Below are 24,619 nucleotides of genomic sequence, written 5' to 3'. Positions count from 1 at the left end.
CGTGCCTGACTCGATGCCGTTACGTCTCGTGCTCGCCTCGGCGAGCCCTGCCCGTCGTAAGTTGCTGCAGGCCGCCGGGATCGAGCCCGACGTGCTGGTCAGTGGGGTCGACGAGTCCCAGGTGGTCAGCGAGCGGGCCGAGGATCTGTGTCTGGAGCTGGCCCGACTGAAGGCGGAGGCGGTGCTCGGTCGGCTACGGACCGGTGCCGACGAGCGGACGTTGGTGATCGGCTGCGATTCGGTGCTGGCCTTCGACGGGGAGATTCTCGGCAAGCCGGTCGACGCGGCGGACGCCAGCCGGCGGTGGGAGCGGATGCGGGGGCGTAGCGGGGTGCTGCACACCGGACACTGCCTGATCGAGGTCGGTGACGGGCGGCGGGCCGAGGCGGTCGCCTCGACCGTGGTGCACTTCGCCGAGATCGACGACGAGGAGATCGCGGCGTACGTCGCCACCGGTGAGCCGTTGGCGGTGGCCGGTGCGTTCACGATCGACGGGATCGGCGGGGTGTTCCTGGACGGGATCGAGGGCGACCCGAGTACGGTCGTCGGCTTGTCACTGCCGCTGCTGCGCCGGCTGCTCGCCGACCTGGGGCTGCGGATCGTCGATCTGTGGACGAAGGTCGCGCCGGGCGGACAATCGGTGCAACCACTGGTCTAACGTCCAGGCATGACCTTGAAGTCGCTGCCGCTTACCGATGAACTGCACGCGTACCTGGTGGCGCACGGATCGCCGCCGGACCAGATCATGCGTGACCTGGCCGAGGAGACCCTGGCGGCGTTGCCGGCGGAGGCCGGCATGCAGATCGCGCCGGAGCAGGCCGCGTTCCTGACCCTGCTCACCCGGATCGCCGGCGTACGGCAGGCGGTGGAGGTGGGTACCTTCACCGGGCTGTCGTCGCTGGCGATCGCCCGTGGTCTCGCCGACGGCGGGCGGTTGACCTGCTTCGACATCTCGACGGAGTACACCGGCATCGCCCGGCGTTACTGGGCGCGGGCCGGGGTCGACGACCGGATCGAGCTGCGGATCGGGCCGGCCGCCGAGACGCTGCGCGAGTTGCCGCAGGAACGGTACCTGGACCTGGCGTTCGTCGACGCCGACAAGACCGGCTATCCGGTCTACTGGGCGGAGCTGGTGCCCCGGATGCGGCCGGGTGGGCTGATCCTGGTGGACAACGTGCTGCGGGGCGGCCGGGTGGTGGCGCCCCGGGACGAGGCCGACCGGGCCATCGCCGCCTTCAACGACGACGTGCTCGCCGATGTCCGGGTCGAGGCGGTCATGCTGCCGGTGGCGGACGGCCTCACCCTGGCCCGGGTCCGCTGACGCCTGTCCGCGAGGTGTGAGAGGGGTTCCCCGCTATACCGAAAGCGTTAACAGGGGGCCCTTCCTTGCAGGTGGGGGTGGGTGGCGGTGAGCTGGGGTGGAGTGCAGAATGCCACACTTAGCGATCGTTAGGTGAGCGTAGTGGGGCCGATACACTCCCGGTCAACGACCTCCCGGGAGGAGCCACCAAGGTGCGCAAGGTACTCATCGCCAACCGCGGCGAGATCGCCGTCCGCGTCATCCGGGCCTGCCGCGACGCCGGGCTGGGCAGCGTCGCCGTCTACGCCGACTCCGACCGGCAGGCGCTGCACGTCACCGGGGCCGACGAGGCGTACGCCCTCGGTGGGGACAGCGCGGCCGAGACGTACCTGCGGATCGACAAGCTGCTGGACGTGGCCGCCCGCTCCGGCGCGGACGCCGTCCACCCCGGGTACGGCTTTCTCTCCGAGAACGCCGACTTCGCCCAGGCGGTGATCGACGCCGGGCTGACCTGGATCGGGCCGACCCCGCAGGCGATCCGCGACCTCGGCGACAAGGTGACCGCCCGGCACATCGCCCAACGGGCCGGCGCTCCCCTGGTCCCCGGCACCGCCGACCCGGTCGCCGACCCGCAGGAGGTGATGGCGTTCGCCGCCGAGCACGGGCTGCCGGTCGCCATCAAGGCCGCCTTCGGTGGTGGCGGGCGTGGCCTGAAGGTCGCCCGCAGCATGACGGAGATCCCGCAGCTGTTCGAGTCGGCCACCCGGGAGGCGGTCGCCGCGTTCGGTCGGGGCGAGTGCTTCGTCGAGCGGTACCTGGACCAGCCCCGGCACGTCGAGGCGCAGGTCCTGGCCGACCAGCACGGCAACGTGATCGTGGTCGGCACCCGGGACTGCTCGTTGCAGCGCCGGCACCAGAAGCTGGTGGAGGAGGCACCCGCGCCGTTCCTCACCGACGCCCAGCGGGCCCAGATCCACGACAGCGCCAAGGCGATCTGCCGGGAGGCCGGCTACCACGGCGCGGGCACGGTGGAATACCTGGTCGGCGGGGACGGCACCATCTCCTTCCTGGAGGTGAACACCCGGCTGCAGGTGGAGCACCCGGTCACCGAGGAGACCGCCGGCATCGACCTGGTCCGTGAGCAGTTCCGGATCGCCGAAGGGGAGCAGCTACGGCACACCACCGACCCGACCCCACGCGGGCACGCCATCGAGTTCCGGATCAACGGGGAGGACCCGGGCCGCGACTTCCTGCCCGCCCCGGGCACGGTCACCGCACTGCGGCTGCCCACCGGACCGGGGGTGCGGGTGGACACCGGCGTCGCCGCCGGTGACGTGGTCAGCGGCAACTTCGACTCGTTGCTGGCCAAGGTGATCGTCACCGGTGAGACCCGGACCGAGGCCCTGGAACGGGCCCGCCGGGCGTTGGACGAGATGGTGGTCGAGGGGATGGCCACCGCACTGCCCTTCCACCGGCTCGTGGTGCGCGACGAGGCCTTCACCGCCGAGCCGTTCACCGTGCACACCCGGTGGATCGAGACCGAGTTCGACAACACCGTGCCACCGTTCGCCGCCGTGGCCGGCCCCGCCGAGCCGGCCGCCGAGCGGGAAACCGTCGTGGTCGAGGTGGGCGGCAAGCGGCTGGAGGTCAGCCTCCCCGCCGGCTTCGGCGGTGGTACGACCAGCGCCGTCCCCGGTGCCCGCAAGCCGGCCCGACGCGGCGGCGGGGCCAAGGCCGGCGCGGCGGTGAGCGGGGACGCGCTCACCTCCCCGATGCAGGGCACGATCGTGAAGATCGCGGTGGCCGACGGCGACATCGTCACCGAGGGCGATCTGGTGGTGGTGCTGGAGGCGATGAAGATGGAGCAGCCGCTGCACGCCCACAGGGCGGGCACGGTCAACGGCCTGGCCGCCGAGGTCGGCGCGGTGATCACCGCCGGCACCCCCATCTGCACCATCTCGTAAGGAAGGGCCCCCTGTTAACGCTTTCGGTATAGCGGGGCACCCCGCTCACACCTCGGGCCCGAGGCGCTACCGGCGGAAGGCGTGATGGCGCAAGGCGCTACGGCGGGGGTTGCTACGGCGGAAGGCGCTACGGCGCGGTTCAGCGTAGGGCGTCGGCGGCGGCGGAGCGGACGGCGTCGGTGAGGGTGTCCAGGACCGGTGAGTCGAGCCGCCAGTGTTGCCAGTACAGCGGCACGTCGACGTACCGGCCGGGGGTGAGGTCCACGCAGGCACCGCTGGCGAGGTCGGCGTGGGCGATCTGCTCGGGCACCAGGCCCCAGCCCAGGCCACGGCGGATCGCCTCGCTGAAGGCGGGCACCGACGGCACGTAGTGCACCGGTGGGTCGAGGTCCCGCCCGACCAGCGACCGGATGAACCGGTGCTGCACCCGGTCCCGGCGATCGAAGACGACAACCGGGGCCACCGCAAGCGCCAAAGCCGCCGCAGGCGGGGCCGGGACGGTCAGGCCGTCCGGGAACCAGTGGGCGGCCGCGGCGGGTGCGGCCAGCGCGAGGTAGCGCATGGCGCCGAGTGGGCGTACCCGGCAGCCTTGCACCGCTACCCGCTGGGCGGTCACCCCGGCCATCACCGAGCCGTCGCGGAGCAGCTCGGCGGTGTGCTCCTGGTCGTCCTGCCGGATGTCGAAGGAGACCGCCAGTTCCGCCGGGAGCCGGGCCAGCGCGGTGACGAACCAGGTGGCCAGGGAGTCGGCGTTGGCCACCACCGCCACCCGGGTACGGACGGGTGCGCCGGGGGCGTGGGGCGTACCGGTCAGCGGGCCGCGGGCCTCGGTCAACGCCTCCCGCTCCAGCAGGAGCAGCTGCCCGGCGAGCCGTAGCAGCGGTTGGCCCGCGGTGGTTGCCCGGCAGGGGCGGCTGCGCCGGACCAGGACCTGCCCGACGGTGGCCTCCAGGGCTTGGATCCGCTGGCTGACCGCCGACTGGCTGACGTGCAGCGTCTGGGCGGCGGCCTCGAAGCTGCCCTCGGCCACCACGGCGGCGAGGGTACGCAGCTGCGTGGCGTCCAGCCTTTCCATCAGCTCAGCTTATGGCAGTGCAGAAAGTTCAGTTGGACTGGTGTGACCACCCGCTCGTACCGTCACCTGGTGCTCTCCACCGATACCGAACTGGTCACCTCGGCGCTGGCCGGGTTCTCCATCTCGCTCGCCCTGATCGTCGCCATCGGCGCGCAGAACGCCTTCGTGCTGCGCCAGGGGCTGCGCCGGGAGCACGTGGTACCGGTGGTGGTGACCTGCGCCGTCTCCGACGCGCTGCTGATCACCGCCGGTATCGCGGGGGTCGGTCAGGTGGTCGCCGGCCAGCCCACCCTGCTCACCGCGATCCGCTGGGGCGGGGCCGCCTTCCTGCTCTGCTACGCGGGGTTGGCGCTGCGTCGGGCGTGGCGCCCCGACACGCTCTCCCCGGCGGACCGGCCACCGGCCACGTTGCGGGCCACCCTGCTGGCCGCGCTCGCCTTCACGTACCTCAATCCGCACGTCTATCTGGACACGGTGCTGCTGCTCGGTGGGATCGCCCAGCAGCAGGCGTACCGCTGGGTCTTCGGGCTGGGTGCGGTGGCCGCGAGCGTGGTCTGGTTCACCGCGCTCGGCGCGGGTGCGCACCGGCTGGCGCCGCTGCTGGCGCGCGGCGGGGCCTGGCGGGTGCTCGACGGCCTGATCGCGGTGGTGATGGTCGTGGTGGCCGCGACGCTGCTGCTGGGGTGACCACCGTTACCGGTGGTTGCGGCGGCACCGACGGGCGCGGCGGGCGGTTCGCGGGAAGAATGACCAGGTGAGGTTTCTTCATGACACCGTTCCCGCGCACGACCTGACCTACAACGACGTCTTCATGGCGCCCGCCCGCTCCGACCTCGGCTCCCGGCTCGACGTGGACCTGGCCACCGCCGACGGTACGGGCACCACGATCCCGTTGGTGGTGGCGAACATGACCGCCGTGGCCGGTCGGCGGATGGCCGAGACGGTGGCCCGGCGGGGTGGGATCGCGGTGATCCCGCAGGACATCCCGATCGAGGTCGTAGCGACCGTGGTGGGCTGGGTCAAGCAGCGGCACCTGGTGCACGACACGGCGATCACCCTCGGCCCGACCGACACCGTCGGCGACGCCATCCACCTGCTGCCGAAGCGTTCGCACGGTGCGGTGATCGTGGTGGACGACGAGGACCGGCCGCTGGGGGTGGTCACCGAGGCCGACACCGAGGGCGTGGACCGGTTCGCGCAGGTCCAGCAGGTCATGTCGACCGAGTTGCACACCGTGCCGGCCGACGCCGACCCGCGTACCGGCTTCGACCGGCTCTCGACGGCCCGCCGCCGGCTGGCGCCGGTGGTGGACGACGCGGGCCGGTTGATCGGGGTGTTGACCCGGCAGGGCGCGTTGCGGGCCACCCTCTACCGACCGGCGGTGGACGACCGGCGACGGCTGCGGATCGCGGCGGCGGTCGGCATCAACGGTGACGTGACCGGCAAGGCCCGGGCGTTGCTGGAGGCCGGGGTGGACACCCTGGTGGTGGACACCGCGCACGGCCACCAGGAGCGGATGATCTCCGCGTTGCGGGCGGTCCGGGCGCTGGACCCGCCGGTGCCGGTGGCGGCCGGCAACGTGGTGACCGCCGACGGGGTGCGTGACCTGGTGGCGGCGGGGGCGGACATCGTCAAGGTCGGCGTGGGTCCGGGGGCGATGTGCACCACCCGGATGATGACCGGGGTCGGCCGCCCGCAGTTCTCCGCCGTGCTCGACTGCGCCAGGGCCGCCCGTGAGCTGGGGCGGCACGTCTGGGCCGACGGTGGGGTACGGCATCCCCGGGACGTCGCGCTCGCCCTGGCCGCCGGGGCGTCCAACGTGATGGTCGGTTCCTGGTTCGCCGGCACGTACGAGTCCCCCGGCGACCTCTACACCGACGAGGACGGTCGCCGGTACAAGGAGAGTTTCGGGATGGCCTCGTCGCGGGCGGTGAGCGCGCGGACCGCCGAGGACAGCGCCTTCGACCGGGCCCGCAAGGCGGTCTTCGAGGAGGGCATCTCCTCGGCCCGGATGTACCTCGACCCGCAGCGGCCGGGCGTGGAGGACCTGATCGACGAGATCATCGCCGGGGTACGCAGCGCGTTCACCTACGCCGGGGCGCGCAACCTGGCCGAGTTCCACCAGCGGGCGGTGGTCGGCGTGCAGAGCACCGCCGGTTACACCGAGGGGATGCCCCTGCCCACCAGTTGGTGACCGGCGCCCGCATCCGGTTCGGAAGCGGGGGCTTCGCGGGGCAGCCGCGCGCAGGCGGCCAGGCCGAGCAGCAGGAAGCCGGCGGCGGCGAAGGCCGCGTACCGGGTGGCGGTGGAGAAGGCGGTACGGGCCTCCTCGGCGACGGCCGCGGTCCGGGGGTCGGCGGCGAGGCCGCCGATGGCCGCGCCGCCGCTCTGCCGGACGGCGGTGACGATCTGGTCGCGCTGGCCCGGGTCGAGGCCGGGCTGGTCGGCGAGGCGGTCGCCGAGGATGCCGCCGAGGCTGGCGAAGAGCACCGTGCCGAGGACCGCGACGCCGAACGCGGACCCCACCTGCCGGGCGGTGCTCTGCACCCCGGAGCCCTGTCCGCTCTGCCGGACCGGCACCTGGCGCAGCGAGACCCCGGTGAGCTGGGCGGTGGCCAGTCCGACGCCGACGCCGTAGACGAAGAGCAGGCCGAGCGGCGCCCACCAGGTGGTGTCCGGTGCGACGACGAGCCCGAGCCCGGCCACCCCGACCAGCTCGGCGGCGACGCCCACCTGGACCACCCGCACGGCGCCGAAGCGTCGGGTGAGGAGCGCGCCGAGCCCGCTGGAGAGGAAACTGCCCACCGCCAGCGGCAGCAGGGCCAGCCCGGTGCCGAAGGCGCTGTAGCCGAGGACGTTCTGGTACCACAGTGGCAACGCGAAGAGCAGGCCGAACTCGCCGAGGCTGACGATGGCCGCCGCGACGACGCCGTTGCGGAACGAGCCGATGCCGAACAGCGACAGGTCGAGCAGGGCGGGCCGCCCGGCCCGGTTGCGGCGCCACTGCTGGGCGACGAGGGCGGTCAGGGCGAGCAGGCCCAGCCCGGCGGCGACCGGCACGGGTGAGATGTCGCTGGTCCAGTCCAGCCCGAAGAGGCGGAACGGTTGTTCGCGCCGCCACCATCCGTAGCTACGTCCCTCGATGAGGGCGAAGACCACGCCGGTGGTGCCGAGCACCGACAGCAGCGCGCCGAGCCAGTCGACGCCGCGCTCGGCGCGTTCGTCGCGGGACTCGGCGACCAGGGCGAGCGTGGCGGCGACGACGACCACACCGACCGGGACGTTGATCCCGAACGCCCAGCGCCACGAGTACTCGGTGGTGAGCCAGCCGCCCAGCAACGGCCCGAGGGCGGCGGCCCCACCGATGGTGGCCCCCCAGATGGCGAAGGCGGTGCCCCGTTCCCGGCCGGTGAAGGTGGCGTTGAGCAGGGACAGTGAGGTGGGCAGCATCATCGCGCCGCCGAGTCCCTGCAGCACCCGGGCGCCGATCAGCGCCTCGCCCGAGCCGGCCAGCGCGGCGAGCACACTGGCCGCGACGAAGACCACCACGCCGACCACGAAGATCCGCCGCCGGCCGACCCGGTCCGCGAACCGGCCCGCGACCAGCAACAACGCCGCAAAGACCAGGATGTACGCCTCCTGCACCCACTGCGCGTCGCTGGAGGTGATGCCGAGGTCGTCGATGATCGCCGGTACGGCGACGTTGACGATGGTGGCGTCCACGATGATCGTCGCGACGCCGAGGCTGATCGCCAGCAGTCCCCACCAGCGCCCACGTCCCTGAGTCGGCACGACGCCTCCCTGATTGCTAGATTATCTAGCTACCTGTGCTGCTAGCTTCTACCCATGGCGGGCACCGGGTCAACGTCGACACACCAGGGACCCCGGGAGAGTCCGGGCCGCAGCGAGACCGCCCGCGCCCTGCGCGCGGTGATCCGGGCCGCCGGGGACACCCGGGGTGCCCTCGCCAGACGGCTGGGCATCGGCGCGACCGACGCCGCCGCGATCGACCACCTCGTCTCCAGCCCGGAGCCGCTCGGCCCGGTCGAGCTGGGCAACCGGCTCGGCATCCGGTCCGCCTCCGCGACCACCCTGGTCGACCGCCTGGTACAGGCCGGCCACGTCGAGCGGACCCCGCACCCGGGCGACCGCCGCCGGGTCGCCCTGCAGGTCACCGAGCAGGCTTTCACCGAGGTCGTCGAGGCGTTGGACCCGATGCTGGCCGGGATCGAGCAGGCGGTCGACCGGCTCACCCCGGAGCAGGCCGCCGCCACCACCGCGTTCCTGCGCGAGGTCGCCGAGGTGATGCGCGGGTACGCCGCGGCCAGCCCCACCGACCCGCCCCGCCGCCCGGCCTGACCCCGGCGCCGAGGCTGCGCGGCCAGTCCGGTCCGGGGCCGGACCCGCGCGACCCGCAGCCGCTCGGCGCCCGTCAGCTGTCGGCCGACTCGGGGCGGGAGGTGAAGAGCCGGCGGATGACGACCCGGGCGGCGGCCTCCGGGTCCGCGCCGACCCGCTCGGGGAACGCGCCGGACAGCCAGAGGGTGGCGAAGCCGTGCACGATCGACCAGGCAGCCAGGACGTCGGCCTCCCGCTCCTCGGCCGGGCCGGTCGACCGGCCGCCCACCCCCGCGCGCAACTCGGCACCGGCCCTGGCCCGGGCGGCGACCACCGCGGCGTCGTCGGGCCGGTAGAGCTCCGGCCGGAACATCACCTCGAAGTGCGCGCGGTGGTCGACCGCGAACCGGACGTACGCCACGCCGGCGTCGAGCAGGTCGCCGCCGGCGGCTCGCAGTGCCTCGGCCAGCAGGTCGAAGCCCTCCACGGCCAGGGCGGTGAGCAGCCCGGCCTTGTCGCCGAAGTGGTGGGCCGGCGCGGCGTGCGAGACACCCGCCCGCCGAGCCAGGTCGCGCAGGCTGAGCGCCGCCGGCCCGACCTCGTCGAGCGCCGTCACGGCGGCGCGGAGCAAGACCCGGCGCAGGTCGCCGTGATGGTACGCACGTGGTCCGGTCACCCGGAAAGAATAACTTGTCGTTGACAAGATGACAGCTCGGGAGAATCTTGCCATTGACAAGATAGCGATCCGCGAGGAAGTCTTGTCACTGACAAGTTCCGGACGGAGGAGGTCCCGTGGCACCCCTGCTCGCACTGATCGTCGGCGCCGCCCTGGCCCGGCTGGCCGGCCTGCTCGGCGTGGACGCGCTCGACGCCTGGCAGCCGGCCCTGCGGGTCGGCCTCGCCGCCCTCTTCATCCTGACCGGCATCGCGCACTTCACCCCCCGCCGCCGGGCGGACCTGATCGCCATGGTGCCGCCCCGACTCCCCCGACCCGACCTCCTGGTCACCCTCACCGGCGTACTGGAACTGGCCGGCGCGGTGGGCCTGCTCCTCCCGACCACCGCCCGACCGACGGCCGCCGCGCTGGCGGTGCTGATGGTCGCCATGTTCCCGGCGAACGTGTCGGCCGCGCGGCGTCGACTGACCCTGGACGGGCGACCGGTCACCCCCCTCCTGCCGCGCACCGTCCTGCAGCTCCTCTTCGTCGGCACGGCCCTGACCATATCGTTTGGCCCCTGACAGTCAGGGGGCTAAGCTTCCGGGTGTGGACCTGATAACGCTCAGCGACGTGCCCCTCGGGCGACTGCTGGTGGTCGCGGCGCACGTCGCGAGCCAACGGTGGAACCGCTACCTCGCCGACGAGCACGGCTTGACCCAGGCCGGGCTCGGCGCGCTGACCGCCATCGGCCAGCACGGGGAGCAGCCGCACGGCGTCGTCGCCGAGCGGTGCTTCGTCCGGCCGGCCACCCTCACCGGCATCATCGACACGCTGGAGCGCGACGGGTTGGTAATTCGGCAGCGCGACGCCACCGATCGGCGTACCGTGCGGCTGGCCCTCACCGCCGCCGGGCGGGCGAAGGTCACCGCGGTCAATACCGCCAGCCGGGCCGAGCAGCCACTCACCTCGGTCGACCACGACCCCGCGCGGGCCGCGGTGGTCCGCGAGTTCCTCCTCGAAGTCATCGGCAACGGCGAGGATCCACAGCTCACCACCGACGGAGGTCATCGATGCTGATCCGGCTGCTGCGGGGCTATCTCCGGCCCTACCACCGGCCGCTGCTGGCGGTGGTGCTGTTCCAGTTCGTCGGCACGATGGCCTCGCTCTACCTGCCGAGCCTCAACGCCGACATCATCGACCTGGGGGTGGCCCGCGGTGACACCGACTACATCGTGCGCACCGGCGGGTGGATGCTGCTGGTCAGTCTCCTGCAGATCGTCTGCGCGATCGCCGCGGTCCGGCTCGGCGCGCGCACCGCGATGGGCTTCGGCCGGGATCTCCGGGCGGAGATCTTCGGACACGTCAACCGGTTCTCCGCCCGCGAGGTGGCCCACTTCGGCGCGCCCTCGCTGATCACCCGCAACACCAACGACGTGCAGCAGGTGCAGATGCTCGTCCTGATGAGCTGCACCATGCTGGTCGCCGCGCCGATCATGAGCGTCGGCGGGGTGGTGATGGCGCTGCGGGAGGACATCGGGCTCTCCTGGCTGATGCTGGTGAGCGTGCCGGTGCTGACGGTCACGCTCGGCGCGGTCATCCGTCGGATGGTGCCGGGTTTCCGGCTCATGCAGACCCGCATCGACGCGGTCAACCGGGTGCTGCGCGAGCAGATCACCGGCATCCGGGTGGTCCGGGCCTTCGTCCGCGAGCCGTACGAGACCGAGCGGTTCGGCGTCGCCAACACCGAGCTGACCGCCACCGCGTTGCGTACCGGTCGGTTGATGGCGCTGATCTTCCCCGTGGTGATGATGGTGCTGAACGTCTCCAGCGTCGCCGTCCTCTGGTTCGGCGCCCAGCGGGTGGACGCCGGAGCGATCCAGGTCGGCGCGCTCACCGCCTTCCTGCAGTACCTGATGCAGATCCTGATGGCCGTCATGATGGCCACCTTCATGCTGATGATGGTGCCCCGGGCGGCGGTCTGCGCCGAGCGGATCGTCGAGGTGCTGGACACCCCCTCCTCGGTGCTGCCCCCGACCCGGCCGGCCGGCGAGTTGACCACACACGGCGAGTTGGAGCTACGGGACGTCGGATTCCAGTACCCCGGGGCGGCAGCCCCGGTGCTGCGCGGGGTCTCGTTCCGGGCCCGGGCCGGCCAGACCACGGCGATCATCGGCAGCACCGGTGCCGGCAAGACCACCCTGCTCTCCCTCATCCCCCGGCTGGTCGACGTCACCTCCGGCGCGGTGCTGGTGGACGGGGTGGACGTCCGCGAGCTGGCCGGCGAGCAGCTGTGGCAACGGATCGGGCTGGTCCCGCAACGGCCGTACCTGTTCACCGGCACCATCGCCAGCAACCTGCGGTACGGCGACCCGGACGCCACCGACGCGGACCTCTGGGCGGCGTTGGAGGTGGCCCAGGCCCGCGACTTCGTCGCGGAGCTGCCGGAGGGCCTGGACGCGCCGATCGCGCAGGGCGGCACGAACGTCTCCGGCGGTCAGCGACAACGGTTGGCGATCGCCCGGGCGCTGATCCGCAAACCGGAGATCTACCTTTTCGACGACTCGTTCTCCGCGCTCGACCTCGGCACCGACGCCCGCCTGCGCGCCGCGCTCCGGCCGGTCACCGCGGACGCCACGGTGGTGATCGTGGCGCAACGGGTCTCCACCATCATCGACGCCGACCAGATCATCGTGCTGGAGGACGGTGCCGTCGTCGGCGTCGGACGCCACGCCGAGTTGCTGGAGAGCTGCCCCACCTACGCCGAGATCGTCGCCTCCCAACAGACCACGCAGGTGCCGGCATGAGCGAGCAGAGCGAGGAGCGGGCAGTGGCCGTACCCGAGCAGAAACCCGGCGACACCGAACGACCGGGACCGACCGACGGACCGGAGCCCGCGGAGGGGGCGACGCCGGAGGGTGAGGTGACGCCCAAGCGCCTGCCGGGCGGGCCTCGTGGCGGTCACGGGTGGATGAATGCCGGGATGCCCGCCGAGCGGTCGATGAACTTCGGTCCGTCGGTTCGTCGGTTGTTGCGCCGGCTACAGCCGCACCGGGTGCAGCTGGTCGCGATCATCACGCTGGCGGTGGTCAGCATCGCGCTGACCGTCATCGGGCCGAAGCTGCTCGGGCACGCCACCGACCTGATCTTCACCGGCGTGATCGGCCGGTCCCTGCCCGAGGGGACCACCGCCGAGCAGGCCGTGGCGGCGGCCCGGGCGGCCGGCAACGACAGCTACGCCGACATGCTCGCCCGGATGGACGTGGTGCCCGGGGTGGGCATCGACTTCGCCGCCGTGGGCCGGGTGCTGCTGCTGGCGCTGGTGCTCTTCCTCGCCGCGAGTCTGCTGCTGTGGTGGCAGGGGTGGCTGCTCACCGGGGTGGTGCAGCGGACCATGCTGCGGCTGCGCGCCGACGTGGAGGACAAGCTCAACCGGCTGCCGCTGCCCTACTTCGACCGGCAGCCCCGGGGTGAGCTGCTCAGCCGGGTCACCAACGACATCGACAACATCTCGCAGACCCTCCAGCAGACGTTGAGCCAGCTGCTCACCTCGCTGCTCACCGTGGTCGGGGTGGTGGTGATGATGTTCGTGATCTCGCCGCTGCTGGCCCTGGTGGCGCTGGTCGCCGTGCCGCTGTCGGTGGTGGTGACCCAGCAGATCGCAAAGCGCTCGCAGCGGCAGTTCATCGCCCAGTGGACCCACACCGGCCAGCTGAACGCGCAGATCGAGGAGGCCTTCACCGGCCACGAGCTGGTCAGGGTCTTCGGCCGGCAGCACGAGGTGGAGGCGGCCTTCCACGCCAAGAACGAGGAGCTGTTCAAGGCCAGCTACGGTGCCCAGTTCGTCTCCGGGATCATCATGCCGGCGATGATGTTCATCGGGAACCTGAGCTACGTGGTGATCGCCGTGATCGGTGGCCTTCGGGTGGCCAGCGGCACCATGAGCCTCGGCGACGTGCAGGCGTTCATCCAGTACTCCCGCCAGTTCACCCAGCCGCTGACCCAGGTGGCCTCGATGGCCAACCTGCTGCAGTCCGGCGTGGCCTCGGCGGAGCGGGTCTTCGCCGTGCTCGACGCCGAGGAGCAGAGCCCCGACCCGACCGAGCCGGCCCGGATCACCGAGCCGCGCGGCCGGGTCGCCTTCGAGCAGGTCAGCTTCAGGTACGCGGCCGACAAGCCGTTGATCGAGGAGTTGTCCCTGGTGGCCGAGCCGGGTCAGACGGTGGCGATCGTCGGGCCGACGGGTGCCGGCAAGACCACCCTGGTCAACCTGATCATGCGCTTCTACGAGTTGGACGCCGGGCGGATCACCCTCGACGGGGTGGACGTCACCACCATGCGCCGCGACGACCTGCGGGGCCGGGTCGGCATGGTGCTCCAGGACGCCTGGCTCTTCGGCGGCACCATCCGGGAGAACATCGCCTACGGCCGGCCGCAGGCGACCGAGGAGGAGATCCTGGCCGCCGCCCGGGCCACCTTCGTGGACCGGTTCGTGCACAGCCTGCCCGAGGGGTACGACACCGTCATCGACTCCGAGGGCAGCAACATCAGCGCCGGGGAGAAGCAGCTCATCACCATCGCCCGCGCCTTCCTCGCCGAGCCGTCCCTGCTGATCCTGGACGAGGCGACCAGCTCGGTGGACACCCGCACGGAGGTGTTGCTGCAACGGGCGATGGCGGCCCTGCGTTCGGACCGGACCAGCTTCGTCATCGCCCACCGGCTCTCCACCATCCGCGACGCCGACCTGATCCTGATGATGGAGCGGGGCCGGATCGTCGAGAAGGGCACCCACGAGGAGTTGCTCGCCGCGCACGGGCCGTACCACCGGCTGTACCAGGCGCAGTTCTCCCAGCCGGTGGTGGCCACCGACAGCGAGGCGGTGCCCGAGCCCGTCGCGGGCTGATCCCGCCCGGTAACGGCAACTGGCGGGCGCGGGGCCGGGCGGTTGAGGGTGGGCCGCCGGCACGGGACCTGCCGGCGGCCCGGCGGCCCCGACCGCCAGGAACGGGGGACCTGACGTCGTTTGGCCGCGCGCAGACAACGGTACGCGGTCGACCCCGATCCGACGACTGGCGGTCACCCGTTGCGGTCAGATCACGGTTGTCCCGTCACCGTCGTGACGGTGTGTCGTTGTTTCTGGTTGATCGCTACGGTGGTCGGCGTCACCAGCAGCCGGGCCCATCCCAGGTGACGAGGGACGTACCCTCAGGCTGGCAACGTCCGATGGGCCGAACCCGGCGAGATGGCGGTCATGCTCGAAGCACCCGTTGATGTCACGTCACCCCTCTGGGCGTACCTCGTCCTGCTGGGGCTGCTGGTGGCGGATGCCTTCGTGCCGATCATCCCCACCCAGCTCCTCATGATCACCACGGGTGCGCTCACGGTCTACGGCGAGCTGAACCTGCCGCTGGCGATCGGGGTCGGCGCGCTCGGCGTCTTCGTCGGCGACCTGGCCTGCTACCTGCTCGGCCGGGTCGCCCCGGACCGCCGGCCACCCCGCACCACCGTCGCCGGCCGGGCCCGGCGGGCCGCCGCCCGGGTCCTGCACCGATTACGCCAGCCGGGGCCGCTGGTCATCCTGCTCTGCCGCTTCGTGCCCGGCGGACGGATGGCGGCCTGCTTCTCCGCCGGCCGCAGCCGGTACCCGTACCGGTTGTTCCTCTGCTACGACGCGGCCGCGGCGCTGGGCTGGGCCACGTACGGGGTACTGGTCGGGCATCTCGGCGGGGTGGCCCTCACCGGGTCGGCCTGGCGTCTCGCCCTGGTGGCCGGGGTGGCGGCGGTGGGCTTCGCGGCGGCCGGCTGGGCGATGGCCCTGCTCGGCCCCCGCAACCCCGCACCCGCACCCGCACCCCCACTGCCACCGGCCACCTGACCGCGGGGTGGCGCCCACCTGCGCGGCAGACCACAGCCACGGAGCTGCCGCGACCGGCGGGCGCTCGGGGCGGGTTATTCGAGCTCGTGGAGCATGAGCTGGCGGGCGGCCTCGGTGATGGAGCCGGAGAGGCTGGGGTAGATGGTGATGGTCTGGGCGAGCTCGTTGACGGTCAGGTTGTTCTCCACGGCCATGGTGATCGGCAGGATCAGCTCGCTGGCCTTGGGCGCCACCACCACACCACCGATCACCTGCCCGCTGGCCGGCCGGCAGAACAGCTTCACGAAGCCGTCGGAGAGTTCGTCCATCTTGGCCCGGGCGTTGCCGGACAGCGGCAGCATCACCGGACGCGCCGGGATCCGGCCGGCGTCCACCTCGTCCTGCGAGACGCCGACGGTGGCCAGCTCCGGGTCGGTGAAGACGTTGGCGGCGACGGTACGCAGCCGCAGCGGCCGGACCGCCTCGCCCAGGGCGTGCCACATCGCGATCCGCCCCTGCATGGCGGCGACGCTCGCCAACGGCAGCACCCCCGTGCAGTCACCGGCGGCGTAGATGCCGGGCACGTTGGTCCGGGAGACCCGGTCCACCGTCACGTAACCGCCCTTGGCCAGCTCCACGCCGTACTCGGTCAGGCCGAGCCCGTCGGTGTTGGGGATCGAGCCGACCGCGATCAGCGCGTGCGAGCCGGTGACCGTACGACCGTCGGCCAGCTCGACCTCGACGCCGTCGGCGGTACGGCGGACGCCCTGGGCGCGGGAGTTGTTCAGGATGCTCATGCCGCGGGTCCGGAAGACCTGCTCGATGGCCATCGCGGCGTCGGCGTCCTCGTGGGGCATCACCCGGTCCCGGCTGGAGACCAGGGTGACCTCGACACCCATGGCGAGGTAGGAGCTGGCGAACTCGGCGCCGGTGACGCCGGAGCCGACCACGATGAGGTGCTCCGGAAGGGCGGGCAGGTCGTACACCTGACGCCAGGTGAGGATGCGCTCCCCGTCGGGCACGGCGGTGGGCAGCTGCCGGGGGGTAGCGCCGGTGGCGACCAGCACGGTCGAGGCGTCCAGCGAGTACTCCGGGCCGCCGTCGGCGGGGGTGACGATGACCCGGTGGGTGTGCCCGAGCATGTCCTCGCCGAGCCGGGCGCTGCCGGCCACGAAGGTCACCCCGGCCTTGACCAGTTTGGCCTGGATGTCGGCGGACTGGGCCAGGGCGAGCCGCTTGACCCGCTCGTGGACCAGGGTGGCGTCGACGGTGACCGCCTCCAGCCCGGCGGAGAGAACCCCGAAGGCCTCGTTGTCCCGGTACGCGGTGACCACCTGGGAACTGGCGATGAAGGTCTTCGACGGGACGCAGTCGGAGAGCACGCAGGCGCCCCCGGCGCCCTCGGCCTCGACCACCGTCACCTCGGCGTCCAACTGCGCGGCCACCAGTGCGGCCTCGTAACCGGCCGGCCCACCGCCGATGATCACGATCTGGCTCACCGGTTCCGCCCCTCGCTCGTGCCCACAGTGACTTTCTTCTCCCCATCGCGTCCGACACGCACCGTCGTATTCTCCCTCACCCGTCCGTCGGGCTATCGTCATCGCCGTGCGTCACTACGCCGCCTACGGCTCAAACCTGGACCCCGCCCGGATGCGCGCCTACTGCCCGCACTCGCCCATGGTGGGTGTCGGCTGGCTCGAAGGGTGGCGACTCACCTTCGCCGGTGAGGACGTGATCGGCTGGGAGGGTGCGGTAAGCACCGTCGTGGAGTCGCCCGGCGACCGGGTCTTCGTGGCCCTCTACGACATCCACCCGTACGACGCCGCCCAGCTCGACGAGCTGGAGGGCGTGACCGCCGGCACCTACCGCAAGCTGCACGTACGCGTGGAGACGCTGGACGGGGACGTGACCGCCTGGATCTACGTCTTCACCGGGTACGAGGGCGGCCTGCCCACGTCCTGGTACCTCTCGGAGATCGCCAACGCCGCCGAGAAGGCGGGCGCGCCGGACGACTACGTCCTGGAGCTGCGGTCCCGCCCCACCGGCACCGCCTCGGCGTAGCACGACTGTCACCCCCACAGTCTGCGCCGTCGGCACACCGGGCGCCCGCCGGGGGGCCACCCCGGCGGTGAATCACACAGAGTGACGGATGGTTGACCCGGCCGGTCAGTCCGGCTGCCGCCGGTCCCCGGGCCCCGTCAGGTGCCGCCGGACCTCGGGTTCCGTCAGGTGCCGCCGGGCTTCGTTGAGCAGGCGCACCAGCTCGATGCCCTCACGCGAGCTGAGCGCCCGGAACGCGGTCGAGATCAGCCGGTCGGTCACCATCTCCGCCCGCAGCTGCCGCCGGATCAGCGGGCCGACCGGCGGGTACGGCGGCAGCCATCCGCAGGCGATCGCGTCGGCCTCACCCCGCCCTCCGGCGAGCAGCGCCTCAAGCGGGCTCAGCCCGCTGGCCCGCGACGCGATCAGGTACCCGCCGAGGATGTGCTCGCGCAGCAGGCGCAGCCCCACGGCGGCCCGCGCGCCCGGGGTGTCGCGGGGCACCGGCATGGCCCGCCAGGCGGCGAAGAGTGGCATCCCGGTGGCGTCCGCCGCGGCGACCACCCGGACCAGCAGCGCGGCCAGCCGGTCCACCCCGGGCAGCGCGGTGAGCCGCTCGTCACCCCACCGGCAGCATTCGGCGAGGCTCACGGCGGCCACCTCGACCGGGCGTACCGTCCGGGTCGCCGTCTCCCACCCCTCGGCCACCGCGTCGGGGGCGACCAGGCCGAGCGCGGCGGTGACCGTACCGGCGGAGACGTCACCGAGCGGCCCCGCCCAGCCGGTGACCCGGAACGCCCACACGGAGATGCCGAGCAACCGGGCCCGGCGCAGGGTGCCGGCATCCCGGTTGTAGGCATCGCCGAGGGCGAGCACCACGGCCCGGCTGGCGGTGGCGATCTGCTCCGGCGTCATGTCCGAGGTCCCGGGCGGCCCAGCCCACCGCATGTACTCATTCCCGCCTCCCCGCCCGGCTTCACTGAGCGTACCCATTCATCCTGGTCAGTGTGCCCGGCGACGGCCCGGTCCGCTGCCCCGCGCACCGGCGGCACCGGCGGCACCGGCGGCACCGGCGGCACCGGCGGCACCGGCGGCCGAAGCCTGCCCACCGCCCGATGCCGGCCCGGCGTCCGGAGGCTGCCCGGTGGTGTCGCCGGGACCGTCCTCGGTGGGGTGGGCTGCGGAGGTCTGCTCGGTGAGGGCCTCGATCGCGGCCTCCACCTCGCCGGCGCGCCGCCGGGCGGCGGCGTGGGTCCGCTCCGCCGCCCGGCGGGCCGACCGGGCCCGCTGCACCTCCTGCTCGGCACCGGCCCGACGCCGTTCCAGCTCGGCCAGTTCGGCGTCGAGAGCGGCCAGGGCGGCGACGCCGTCGCGCTCGGCCGCCGCCGCGCCGGCCAGTTCCGCCGCCGCCCGGTCCGCCCCGGTACGCGCCGCCGCCAGCTCCCGCTCCAACGCCCGACGCCGACGGGCCCGTTCGGTCCGGGCCGCCCGGTCCGGCCCGCCGCGCGACGGTGCCGGCGCCGGTTCGGGTACGGCCGGCACCTCCTCCCCGCCGGTGACCAGCCGCAGGTGTGGTCGGGGCACCTCGCCGAATCCGGCGTAGCTGGCGGCCCGTCGGAGCTGGCCGGAGCGGACCTGCTCGGCCACCCCGGCATCGGAGAGCGCGGCGTTGAAGGTGGCCTCCACCTCGGCCAGCGGCAGTTTCCCGGCCGGTGGCGCCGCCGGTTCCTCGGCGGCGAGCCGGCGGACCTCGGCGACCAGCGCACCGACGACGGCACGCCGTTGGGCGGAAAGTTCCCGTAGCCGGGGGCCGCGCAGCTCGCGCTGGGCCGACCGCAGCGCCTCGGCGAGCCCGGCCAGTTCGGCGACCAGGTCCGGCCGGCGCAGGGCGAGCAGGTTGACCAGCCAGGCCGCGACGGTGGGTCGGCGCAGTCGGGCGAGCCGACGGGCGGTGGCCGGGTCGCCGGCCCGGCGGGCCTCGGCGACGGCGGCGTCCCGGGCGGCGACGAACCGCGCCGGTGGCGTGCCGTACAGCCGCCGGACGACGTCGTCGGAGGAGGACTCCGGCACCGGCTCAGCCGTCGAGCCGGGTGCCCGGTGCCAACCGCTGGTACTCGCAGTTGGACAGGGCCGTGAACTGCCGGTTGAGCACGGTCAGGCCGTTGTCGTTGAGCAGACCGTCGTGCAGGGCCAGGGCGCGGCGTGGGGCGACCGCCCGGATGAAGTCGAGCACCTCGGAGAACTTCGACCACGGCGCGTGGATCGGCGCGAACAGCGTCTCCACCGGTACGTCCGGGACCACCAGTGAGTCCCCCGGGTGGTAGACGGTCCCGTCGAGGAGGTACCCGAGGTTGTCCACCACCGGGATGTCGGGGTGGATCAGGGCGTGCCGGCCGCCGTACGCCCGGACCGGCACGCCCGCCGCGGTGAACGTCTGGCCCGGCTCGACCGGGCGTAGCACCTCGGCGGCGTCGCCGAGCACCCCGGACAGCGACGCCGGGCCGTGGATGACGAACGGTTTGCGGTCGAGCTGTCGGGTGATCTCCCCGACGTCGGCGTGGTCCGGGTGCTCGTGGGTGATCAGCACCGCGTCCGCCCCGGTCAACGCCGCCGGCTCGGAGAACCCACCCGGGTCGACCACGAGCACCGCACCCTCGTGTTCGATCCGGAGGCAGGAGTGGGCGTACTTGGTGAGCTGCATCGCTCCTCCTCGATTTACTCAATCGTGACGTCCTGAAGCGCAGTCTGCCGGAACCGGCGCGGCACCGCGCCGCGTCCGACGTATCGCACGCCGAGGGTCGAGGACGGGAGCGGGGAATGACGACAGGCAGTAGACGGCGACGGGTGCGGACCCTGGCGGCGCTGGGTCTGGTAGCGGTACTGGCCGCCGGGGGGTGCAGCCGGGGCGGCTCGGAGGATTCGGGCACCGCCAGGTCGGATGCGGCAGCCCCGCAGCCGGCCCTGCCGCAGGCCCCCGAGGCGGGGCGGGCCCCGGCCGAGGGCGAGGCCCCGCCGCCGGAGCGGGGGGCCACCGACCTGCGGGTGGAGCAGCGGTCGATCGTCTACAGCGGAACGATGCGGGTCCGGGTGGACGGCGACGTGGAGGCCGCCGCCCGGGACGCCGCCGCCGCGGCCACCGGGGCCGGCGGGTTCGTCGGCGCCGACGAACGGCACAGCACCGGCAGCAACGCCCGCGCCGAACTGCAACTTCGGGTACCCGCGGAGAAGTTCACCTCGATCCTCGACCAGCTCGCCGGCCTGGGCCGGCAGGAGTCCCGGCGGATCAGCACCGAGGACGTCACCGAGGCGGTGGTCGACCTCGATGCGCGGATCGCCACCCAGCGGGCCCGGGTGGAGAGCGCCCGACGGCTGCTGGCCCGCGCGGAGTCGATAAGCGACCTGGTCACCCTGGAGAGCGAACTGGCCCGGCGGGAGGCCGACCTGGCCTCGCTGGAGGCGAAGAAGCGCCGGCTGGCGGACCTGACGGCGCTCTCCACCATCACGGTGACCCTGGTCGGGGCGGACGCGAGCACCGCCGAGGAGGAGTCCGAGACGGGCTTCCTGGCCGGCCTGCGCGCCGGCTGGCGGGTCTTCGGGATATCGGTGACGGTCCTGTTGACCGTGCTGGGCGCACTGCTGCCGTGGCTCATCGTGCTCGGCGTACCGGTAGGGGCACTGGTCGTGTGGCTGCGCCGCCGGAAGCGGTCGACGCCGCCCCCACCGGGCGGGCCGCCCACCCGCTTCGGGCTGGCCCCGCCCACCCAAACCCCCACCCCCACCCCGCCCCCCACACCCACCCCGACAGGCGCACCCACCCCGCCCCCCGCACCCCCCACCCAACCCTCAGGGTACGACCCGAAGTGAATCTTGGACACTTACCGTCCTATTTGGACGGTAAGTGTCCAAGATCTAGAGCTTGGTGGAGCGCGGAGCGAGCACGGGCCCGACGGTCAGCGAGCCGCTGCCAGGGCCCGCAGGGCGGTCTGTACCAGGACCCGGACGCCGGCCGGGATGGCCCGCTCGTCGACGTCGAAGGTGGGGCGGTGCAGGTCGACGTTGGGGCCGGTCCGGCCGACGCCGAGCCGGGCCAGCGCGCCGGGAACGTGCTCCAGGTACCAGGAGAAGTCCTCGCCGCCCATGCTCTGCGGGGTCTCGGCGACCCCCTCGGGGCCGAGCGCGGCGGCGGTGGCGGCGGTGAGCACGTCGATGGCGCGGGCGTCGTTGCTGACCGGGGGACGTCCGCGCAGGTACTCCAGGTCGACGGTGGCCCCGGTCGGGGCGATCACGTCCCGGACCACCTGGGACACGATCTTGGGGGCGAGCTCCCAGGTGTCGCGGTCCATCACCCGCAGGGTGCCGGAGGCGGAGGCCTCGGAGGGGATGACGTTGTTCCGGGTGCCGGCGGCGGCGTGGCCGAAGACCAGCAGCAGGCCGCTGTTCGCCGGTACCCGGCGACTGACCAGGGCCGGCACCTCGGTGACCAGCCGGCCGAGGGCGTCGACCAGGTCGACGGTGAGGTGCGGGCGGGCGGTGTGCCCGCCCGGTCCGCTGAGCCGGACGGTGACGTTGTCGGCGGCAGCGGTGATCGGGCCGACCCGCAGGCCGACCTTGCCCACCGGCTGGTTCGGGTCGCAGTGCAGGGCGAAGATCTGGACCACGTCCTCCAGCCCGCCGGCCTCGATGACCTCCAGCGACCCGCAGGGCAGGATCTCCTCGGCCGGCTGGAAGAGCAGCCGGACCCGACCGTCCAGCTGGCCGGCGTCCGCGAGCTGGGCCAGCAGCATGCCGACCCCGAGCAGCACGGTGGTGTGCACGTCGTGCCCGCAGGCGTGGCAGACCCCGTCGACCGTCGAGCGGTACGGCACGTCCTTGGCGTCGGTCAGCGGCAGCGCGTCGATGTCGGCCCGCAGGGCCACCACCGGACCGTCGGGGCGGCCGTCGATGTCGCAGATCACGCCGTTGCCCTTGGGCAGCAGCCGGGGGTGCAGCCCGGCGAGGGAAAGCTCCCGGGCGACCAGCGCCGCGGTCTCGAACTCCGTGCCGGAGAGCTCCGGGTGGGAGTGGATGTGACGGCGGGTGGCGATCAGCCCCGGCACCCGGCGGGCGAGCAGGTGGTCGAGCTCGAAGGGCAGCGGCTGGGACCCGGCTGGAAGCTGCGGATCCGAGCCGAGTTGGCCGGCACCGGGCAGCGTCAAAGCACTCGTCACGTCGAATTCTCGATCACTAGAAATGGATGGATCTTCGGGTGGGACAGCAGACAGCCTAGACCGCCGACGGTGACGCTGCGCAACCTCGTTCCGGTAGTGATCAGACCGCAAAGCGTCACGTACGCCCTGGTGAGAGGGGTCGACAATCTGCGGGACAGCAGGTAGATCGGGGTTCAAGGCGGTCATCTGCCCCACACCTCCTACAACGCGTAACCGGCCGGCAATCACCAAATCGGTACCGAGGACCAACGATCGTCGTGCCGAATTGTCGCATTGGCCGCTCTAGGAGAGTGACCCTCCGACAATTACCCGACGACACCCGGCAACAGCGGAGCCCCGACGCTCACACGCCGGACCCCGGCTCGACCGCACACGCTGTGCGTCCCGCTTCACCCGATCGGATTACCCCGTGCGCTCACGATCATCACCTCGACCGGCGCCCTGCGCGACCCGTACCGGGGTCAGAACCGGTCGTTCGGGCGGTAGGTGCCCCACACCTCGCGCAAGGTGCCACACACCTCACCCACCGTGGCCCGCGCCCGCAGCGCCTCGCGCATCGGGTAGAGCACGTTGCCGGTGCCCGAGGCGGCCGAGCGCAGCTCGGCCAGGCACCGCCGTACCGCGTCGGCGTCCCGCTGCTCACGGAGCGTGGCCAACCGCTCGGCCTGCGCCTTCTCGATCGTCGGGTCCACCCGCAACGGCTCGTACGGCTCCTCGGTGTCGACGGTGAACCGGTTGAGGCCGACCACCACCCGCTCCCCCGAGTCGATCTCCTGGGCGATCCGGTACGCCGACTGCTCGATCTCCCGCTTCTGGAAGCCGACCTCGATCGCCTCCACCGCCGACCCGTATTCGAACACCCGCTGCATCAGCACGTCCGCCGCCGTCTCCAGCTCCGCGGTCATCGCCTCCACCACGTACGAGCCGGCGAACGGGTCGACGGTGGCGGTCAGGTCAGTCTCGTACGCCAGCACCTGTTGGGTGCGCAGAGCCAACCTGGCCGCCTTCTCGGTGGGCAGCGCGATCGCCTCGTCGAAGCTGTTGGTGTGCAGCGACTGGGTGCCGCCGAGCACCGCACCGAGGCCCTGCACCGCCACCCGGACCAGGTTCACCTCGGGCTGCTGGGCGGTGAGCTGCACCCCGGCGGTCTGGGTGTGGAAGCGCAGCATCATCGACTTGGGGTTCTTCGCCCCGAACTCGTCGCGCATGAGGCGGGCCCAGATCCGCCGGGCGGCACGGAACTTCGCCACCTCCTCCAGCAGGGTGGTCCGGGCCACGAAGAAGAACGACAGCCGGGGCGCGAAGTCGTCCACGGCCAGCCCGGCGGCGATCGCGGCGCGGACGTACTCCACGCCGTTGGCCAGGGTGAACGCGATCTCCTGCGCGGGGCTCGCGCCGGCCTCGGCCATGTGGTAGCCCGAGATGGAGATGGTGTTCCACCGGGGCACCTCCGCCCGGCAGTACGCGAAGGTGTCGGCGACCAGCCGCAGCGAGGGCTTCGGCGGGAAGATGTAGGTGCCCCGGGCGATGTACTCCTTGAGGATGTCGTTCTGGATGGTGCCGTTGAGCGCCGTGCCCGGCACCCCGTTCTCCTCGGCGACGAGCTGGTAGAGCAGCAACAGCACCGAGCCGGGGGCGTTGATGGTCATCGAGGTGGAGACCTTGTCCAGCGGGATCTCGGCGAAGAGCAGCCGCATGTCCTCGATGGAGTCGATGGCCACCCCGACCTTGCCCACCTCACCGTGCGCGATCGGGTCGTCCGAGTCGTACCCCATCTGGGTGGGCAGGTCGAACGCGACCGACAGGCCGGTGGTGCCGGCCCGCAACAACTGGTGGTACCGCGCGTTGGACTCGGTGGCGGTGCCGAACCCGGCATACTGGCGCATGGTCCACGGCCGCGACGTGTACATGGTGGGGTAGACCCCCCGGGTGTACGGGTAGCTGCCCGGGTCACCGAGGCTTTCGTCGAGGTCCGCAGGGAGGTCCGTCGCCGTGTAGACGTCCTTGATGGGAAAACCGGACTCGCTCGACCGCCGTTCGCTCATCACCGGATGGTAGGCCGCTCAGCTGGTCAGCCGGGTGAGGGATTGCGCACATCACGCCGCCGACACCGGAGGTGAACCCCCGGGTCGGGACCATCGTTTCAGTAAACGTCCGTCGCGCCGGGTTTCGCATCGGGCGTCGGA

Annotated in this window: 22 protein-coding genes; 13 read left to right on the top strand and 9 right to left on the bottom strand. The window is 72.5% G+C overall.

Features of this window, described 5'->3' with window-relative positions; translation table 11 throughout:
• The first annotated feature begins 1 nt into the window (after nucleotide 1).
• From GA0070617_RS05905 to GA0070617_RS05895, 3 genes are all read left to right on the top strand, one after another.
• Nucleotides 2-658: a Maf family protein gene (locus GA0070617_RS05905; protein ID WP_091434698.1), complete on the top strand. Its 657-nt coding sequence runs from the start codon at nucleotides 2-4 to the stop codon at nucleotides 656-658.
• Between the two features lie 9 nt (nucleotides 659-667).
• Entirely contained in the window at nucleotides 668-1,321 is a 654-nt protein-coding gene (locus GA0070617_RS05900) for an O-methyltransferase (protein WP_091434696.1), read from the top strand.
• Between the two features lie 191 nt (nucleotides 1,322-1,512).
• Nucleotides 1,513-3,264 carry an acetyl/propionyl/methylcrotonyl-CoA carboxylase subunit alpha gene (locus GA0070617_RS05895; RefSeq protein WP_091434694.1) on the top strand — a complete coding sequence of 584 codons (1,752 nt, stop codon included), beginning with the start codon at nucleotides 1,513-1,515 and terminating at the stop codon, nucleotides 3,262-3,264.
• A 139-nt stretch (nucleotides 3,265-3,403) separates the two neighbouring features.
• On the opposite strand, the gene GA0070617_RS05890 is transcribed toward GA0070617_RS05895, so the two are convergent.
• Nucleotides 3,404-4,339, bottom strand: coding sequence for a LysR family transcriptional regulator ArgP (locus GA0070617_RS05890; protein ID WP_091434691.1), 936 nt, complete (start codon nucleotides 4,337-4,339; stop codon nucleotides 3,404-3,406).
• A 90-nt stretch (nucleotides 4,340-4,429) separates the two neighbouring features.
• On the opposite strand from GA0070617_RS05890, the gene GA0070617_RS05885 reads away from it, so the two are divergent.
• Together GA0070617_RS05885 and GA0070617_RS05880 are read left to right on the top strand one after the other, a co-directional pair.
• The gene (locus GA0070617_RS05885; RefSeq protein ID WP_091445961.1) at nucleotides 4,430-5,026 is read left to right on the top strand and encodes a LysE/ArgO family amino acid transporter; all 597 of its coding nucleotides are present in this window, start codon (nucleotides 4,430-4,432) and stop codon (nucleotides 5,024-5,026) included.
• 67 nt (nucleotides 5,027-5,093) lie between these two features.
• Entirely contained in the window at nucleotides 5,094-6,533 is a 1,440-nt protein-coding gene (locus GA0070617_RS05880) for a GuaB1 family IMP dehydrogenase-related protein (protein ID WP_091434689.1), read from the top strand.
• Here the strand turns inward: GA0070617_RS05880 and GA0070617_RS05875 are convergent.
• The gene (locus GA0070617_RS05875) at nucleotides 6,497-8,131 is read right to left on the bottom strand and encodes an MFS transporter (protein ID WP_091434687.1); all 1,635 of its coding nucleotides are present in this window, start codon (nucleotides 8,129-8,131) and stop codon (nucleotides 6,497-6,499) included. The genes GA0070617_RS05880 and GA0070617_RS05875 overlap by 37 nt on opposite strands.
• Before the next feature lie 54 nt (nucleotides 8,132-8,185).
• On the opposite strand from GA0070617_RS05875, the gene GA0070617_RS05870 reads away from it, so the two are divergent.
• On the top strand, nucleotides 8,186-8,698 hold the full coding sequence (locus GA0070617_RS05870) for a MarR family winged helix-turn-helix transcriptional regulator (protein WP_091434684.1): 513 nt from the start codon (nucleotides 8,186-8,188) through the stop codon (nucleotides 8,696-8,698).
• 73 nt (nucleotides 8,699-8,771) lie between these two features.
• Here the strand turns inward: GA0070617_RS05870 and GA0070617_RS05865 are convergent, their stop codons facing one another.
• Nucleotides 8,772-9,353, bottom strand: coding sequence for a TetR/AcrR family transcriptional regulator (locus GA0070617_RS05865; RefSeq protein ID WP_175440450.1), 582 nt, complete (start codon nucleotides 9,351-9,353; stop codon nucleotides 8,772-8,774).
• 116 nt (nucleotides 9,354-9,469) lie between these two features.
• Here GA0070617_RS05865 and GA0070617_RS05860 point away from each other — a divergent pair, with 116 nt between their 5' ends.
• From GA0070617_RS05860 to GA0070617_RS05840, 5 genes are all read left to right on the top strand, one after another.
• On the top strand, nucleotides 9,470-9,916 hold the full coding sequence (locus tag GA0070617_RS05860) for a DoxX family protein (protein WP_091434680.1): 447 nt from the start codon (nucleotides 9,470-9,472) through the stop codon (nucleotides 9,914-9,916).
• Between the two features lie 25 nt (nucleotides 9,917-9,941).
• Nucleotides 9,942-10,412, top strand: coding sequence for a MarR family winged helix-turn-helix transcriptional regulator (locus tag GA0070617_RS05855; protein WP_091434678.1), 471 nt, complete (start codon nucleotides 9,942-9,944; stop codon nucleotides 10,410-10,412).
• Nucleotides 10,406-12,139, top strand: coding sequence for an ABC transporter ATP-binding protein (locus GA0070617_RS05850; protein WP_091434676.1), 1,734 nt, complete (start codon nucleotides 10,406-10,408; stop codon nucleotides 12,137-12,139). Before GA0070617_RS05855 ends, GA0070617_RS05850 begins: the two co-directional genes overlap by 7 nt.
• A 164-nt stretch (nucleotides 12,140-12,303) precedes the next feature.
• Nucleotides 12,304-14,235, top strand: coding sequence for an ABC transporter ATP-binding protein (locus GA0070617_RS05845; RefSeq protein WP_175440735.1), 1,932 nt, complete (start codon nucleotides 12,304-12,306; stop codon nucleotides 14,233-14,235).
• A 348-nt stretch (nucleotides 14,236-14,583) separates the two neighbouring features.
• Nucleotides 14,584-15,207 (top strand): DedA family protein, encoded by a 624-nt coding sequence (locus tag GA0070617_RS05840; RefSeq protein ID WP_229688134.1) that lies wholly within the window; start codon nucleotides 14,584-14,586, stop codon nucleotides 15,205-15,207.
• Between the two features lie 74 nt (nucleotides 15,208-15,281).
• Here GA0070617_RS05840 and GA0070617_RS05835 read toward each other — a convergent pair whose 3' ends face one another.
• Nucleotides 15,282-16,685, bottom strand: a complete 1,404-nt coding sequence (locus GA0070617_RS05835) for an NAD(P)H-quinone dehydrogenase (RefSeq protein WP_091434670.1) — start codon at nucleotides 16,683-16,685, stop codon at nucleotides 15,282-15,284.
• A gap of 106 nt (nucleotides 16,686-16,791) precedes the next feature.
• Between GA0070617_RS05835 and GA0070617_RS05830 the strand changes: the two genes are divergently transcribed.
• Nucleotides 16,792-17,247: a gamma-glutamylcyclotransferase family protein gene (locus GA0070617_RS05830; RefSeq protein WP_091434668.1), complete on the top strand. Its 456-nt coding sequence runs from the start codon at nucleotides 16,792-16,794 to the stop codon at nucleotides 17,245-17,247.
• Between the two features lie 105 nt (nucleotides 17,248-17,352).
• Here the strand turns inward: GA0070617_RS05830 and GA0070617_RS05825 are convergent, their stop codons facing one another.
• The 3 genes from GA0070617_RS05825 to GA0070617_RS05815 all read right to left on the bottom strand — a co-directional run bounded on the left by GA0070617_RS05825 (nucleotide 17,353) and on the right by GA0070617_RS05815 (nucleotide 19,927).
• Nucleotides 17,353-18,141, bottom strand: a complete 789-nt coding sequence (locus GA0070617_RS05825) for a helix-turn-helix domain-containing protein (protein WP_229688135.1) — start codon at nucleotides 18,139-18,141, stop codon at nucleotides 17,353-17,355.
• Nucleotides 18,142-18,228: 87 nt separating this feature from the next.
• A complete protein-coding gene (locus GA0070617_RS05820; protein WP_373868299.1) occupies nucleotides 18,229-19,296 on the bottom strand; it encodes a hypothetical protein in 1,068 nt (355 codons plus the stop codon).
• Nucleotides 19,297-19,300: 4 nt separating this feature from the next.
• Entirely contained in the window at nucleotides 19,301-19,927 is a 627-nt protein-coding gene (locus GA0070617_RS05815; RefSeq protein ID WP_091434666.1) for an MBL fold metallo-hydrolase, read from the bottom strand.
• 116 nt (nucleotides 19,928-20,043) lie between these two features.
• Between GA0070617_RS05815 and GA0070617_RS05810 the strand changes: the two genes are divergently transcribed.
• Nucleotides 20,044-21,090, top strand: a complete 1,047-nt coding sequence (locus GA0070617_RS05810) for a DUF4349 domain-containing protein (protein WP_091434664.1) — start codon at nucleotides 20,044-20,046, stop codon at nucleotides 21,088-21,090.
• Nucleotides 21,091-21,176: 86 nt separating this feature from the next.
• Here GA0070617_RS05810 and GA0070617_RS05805 read toward each other — a convergent pair whose 3' ends face one another.
• Nucleotides 21,177-22,433, bottom strand: a complete 1,257-nt coding sequence (locus GA0070617_RS05805; protein ID WP_091434662.1) for an amidohydrolase — start codon at nucleotides 22,431-22,433, stop codon at nucleotides 21,177-21,179.
• A 461-nt stretch (nucleotides 22,434-22,894) separates the two neighbouring features.
• Nucleotides 22,895-24,478, bottom strand: coding sequence for an acyl-CoA mutase large subunit family protein (locus GA0070617_RS05800; RefSeq protein WP_091434659.1), 1,584 nt, complete (start codon nucleotides 24,476-24,478; stop codon nucleotides 22,895-22,897).
• Between the last annotated feature and the right edge of the window lie 141 nt (nucleotides 24,479-24,619).

The sequence above is a fragment of the Micromonospora yangpuensis genome (genome assembly GCF_900091615.1).
Lineage (GTDB): Bacteria > Actinomycetota > Actinomycetes > Mycobacteriales > Micromonosporaceae > Micromonospora > Micromonospora yangpuensis.
The sequence above is the reverse complement of the archived record's forward strand: the minus strand, read 5'-3'. Positions and strand labels throughout refer to the sequence as shown.

What these genes read in the sequence shown, in the direction of transcription:
- GA0070617_RS05870 (WP_091434684.1), top strand. Translation starts at nt 8,186, where the DNA reads ATGGCGGGCACCGGGTCAACGTCGACACACCAGGGACCCCGGGAGAGT.
- GA0070617_RS05810 (WP_091434664.1), top strand. Translation starts at nt 20,044, where the DNA reads ATGACGACAGGCAGTAGACGGCGACGGGTGCGGACCCTGGCGGCGCTG.
- GA0070617_RS05825 (WP_229688135.1), bottom strand. Translation starts at nt 18,141, where the DNA reads ATGACGCCGGAGCAGATCGCCACCGCCAGCCGGGCCGTGGTGCTCGCC.
- GA0070617_RS05815 (WP_091434666.1), bottom strand. Translation starts at nt 19,927, where the DNA reads ATGCAGCTCACCAAGTACGCCCACTCCTGCCTCCGGATCGAACACGAG.
- GA0070617_RS05800 (WP_091434659.1), bottom strand. Translation starts at nt 24,478, where the DNA reads ATGAGCGAACGGCGGTCGAGCGAGTCCGGTTTTCCCATCAAGGACGTC.
- GA0070617_RS05900 (WP_091434696.1), top strand. Translation starts at nt 668, where the DNA reads ATGACCTTGAAGTCGCTGCCGCTTACCGATGAACTGCACGCGTACCTG.
- GA0070617_RS05890 (WP_091434691.1), bottom strand. Translation starts at nt 4,339, where the DNA reads ATGGAAAGGCTGGACGCCACGCAGCTGCGTACCCTCGCCGCCGTGGTG.
- GA0070617_RS05850 (WP_091434676.1), top strand. Translation starts at nt 10,406, where the DNA reads ATGCTGATCCGGCTGCTGCGGGGCTATCTCCGGCCCTACCACCGGCCG.
- GA0070617_RS05845 (WP_175440735.1), top strand. Translation starts at nt 12,304, where the DNA reads ATGAATGCCGGGATGCCCGCCGAGCGGTCGATGAACTTCGGTCCGTCG.
- GA0070617_RS05840 (WP_229688134.1), top strand. Translation starts at nt 14,584, where the DNA reads ATGCTCGAAGCACCCGTTGATGTCACGTCACCCCTCTGGGCGTACCTC.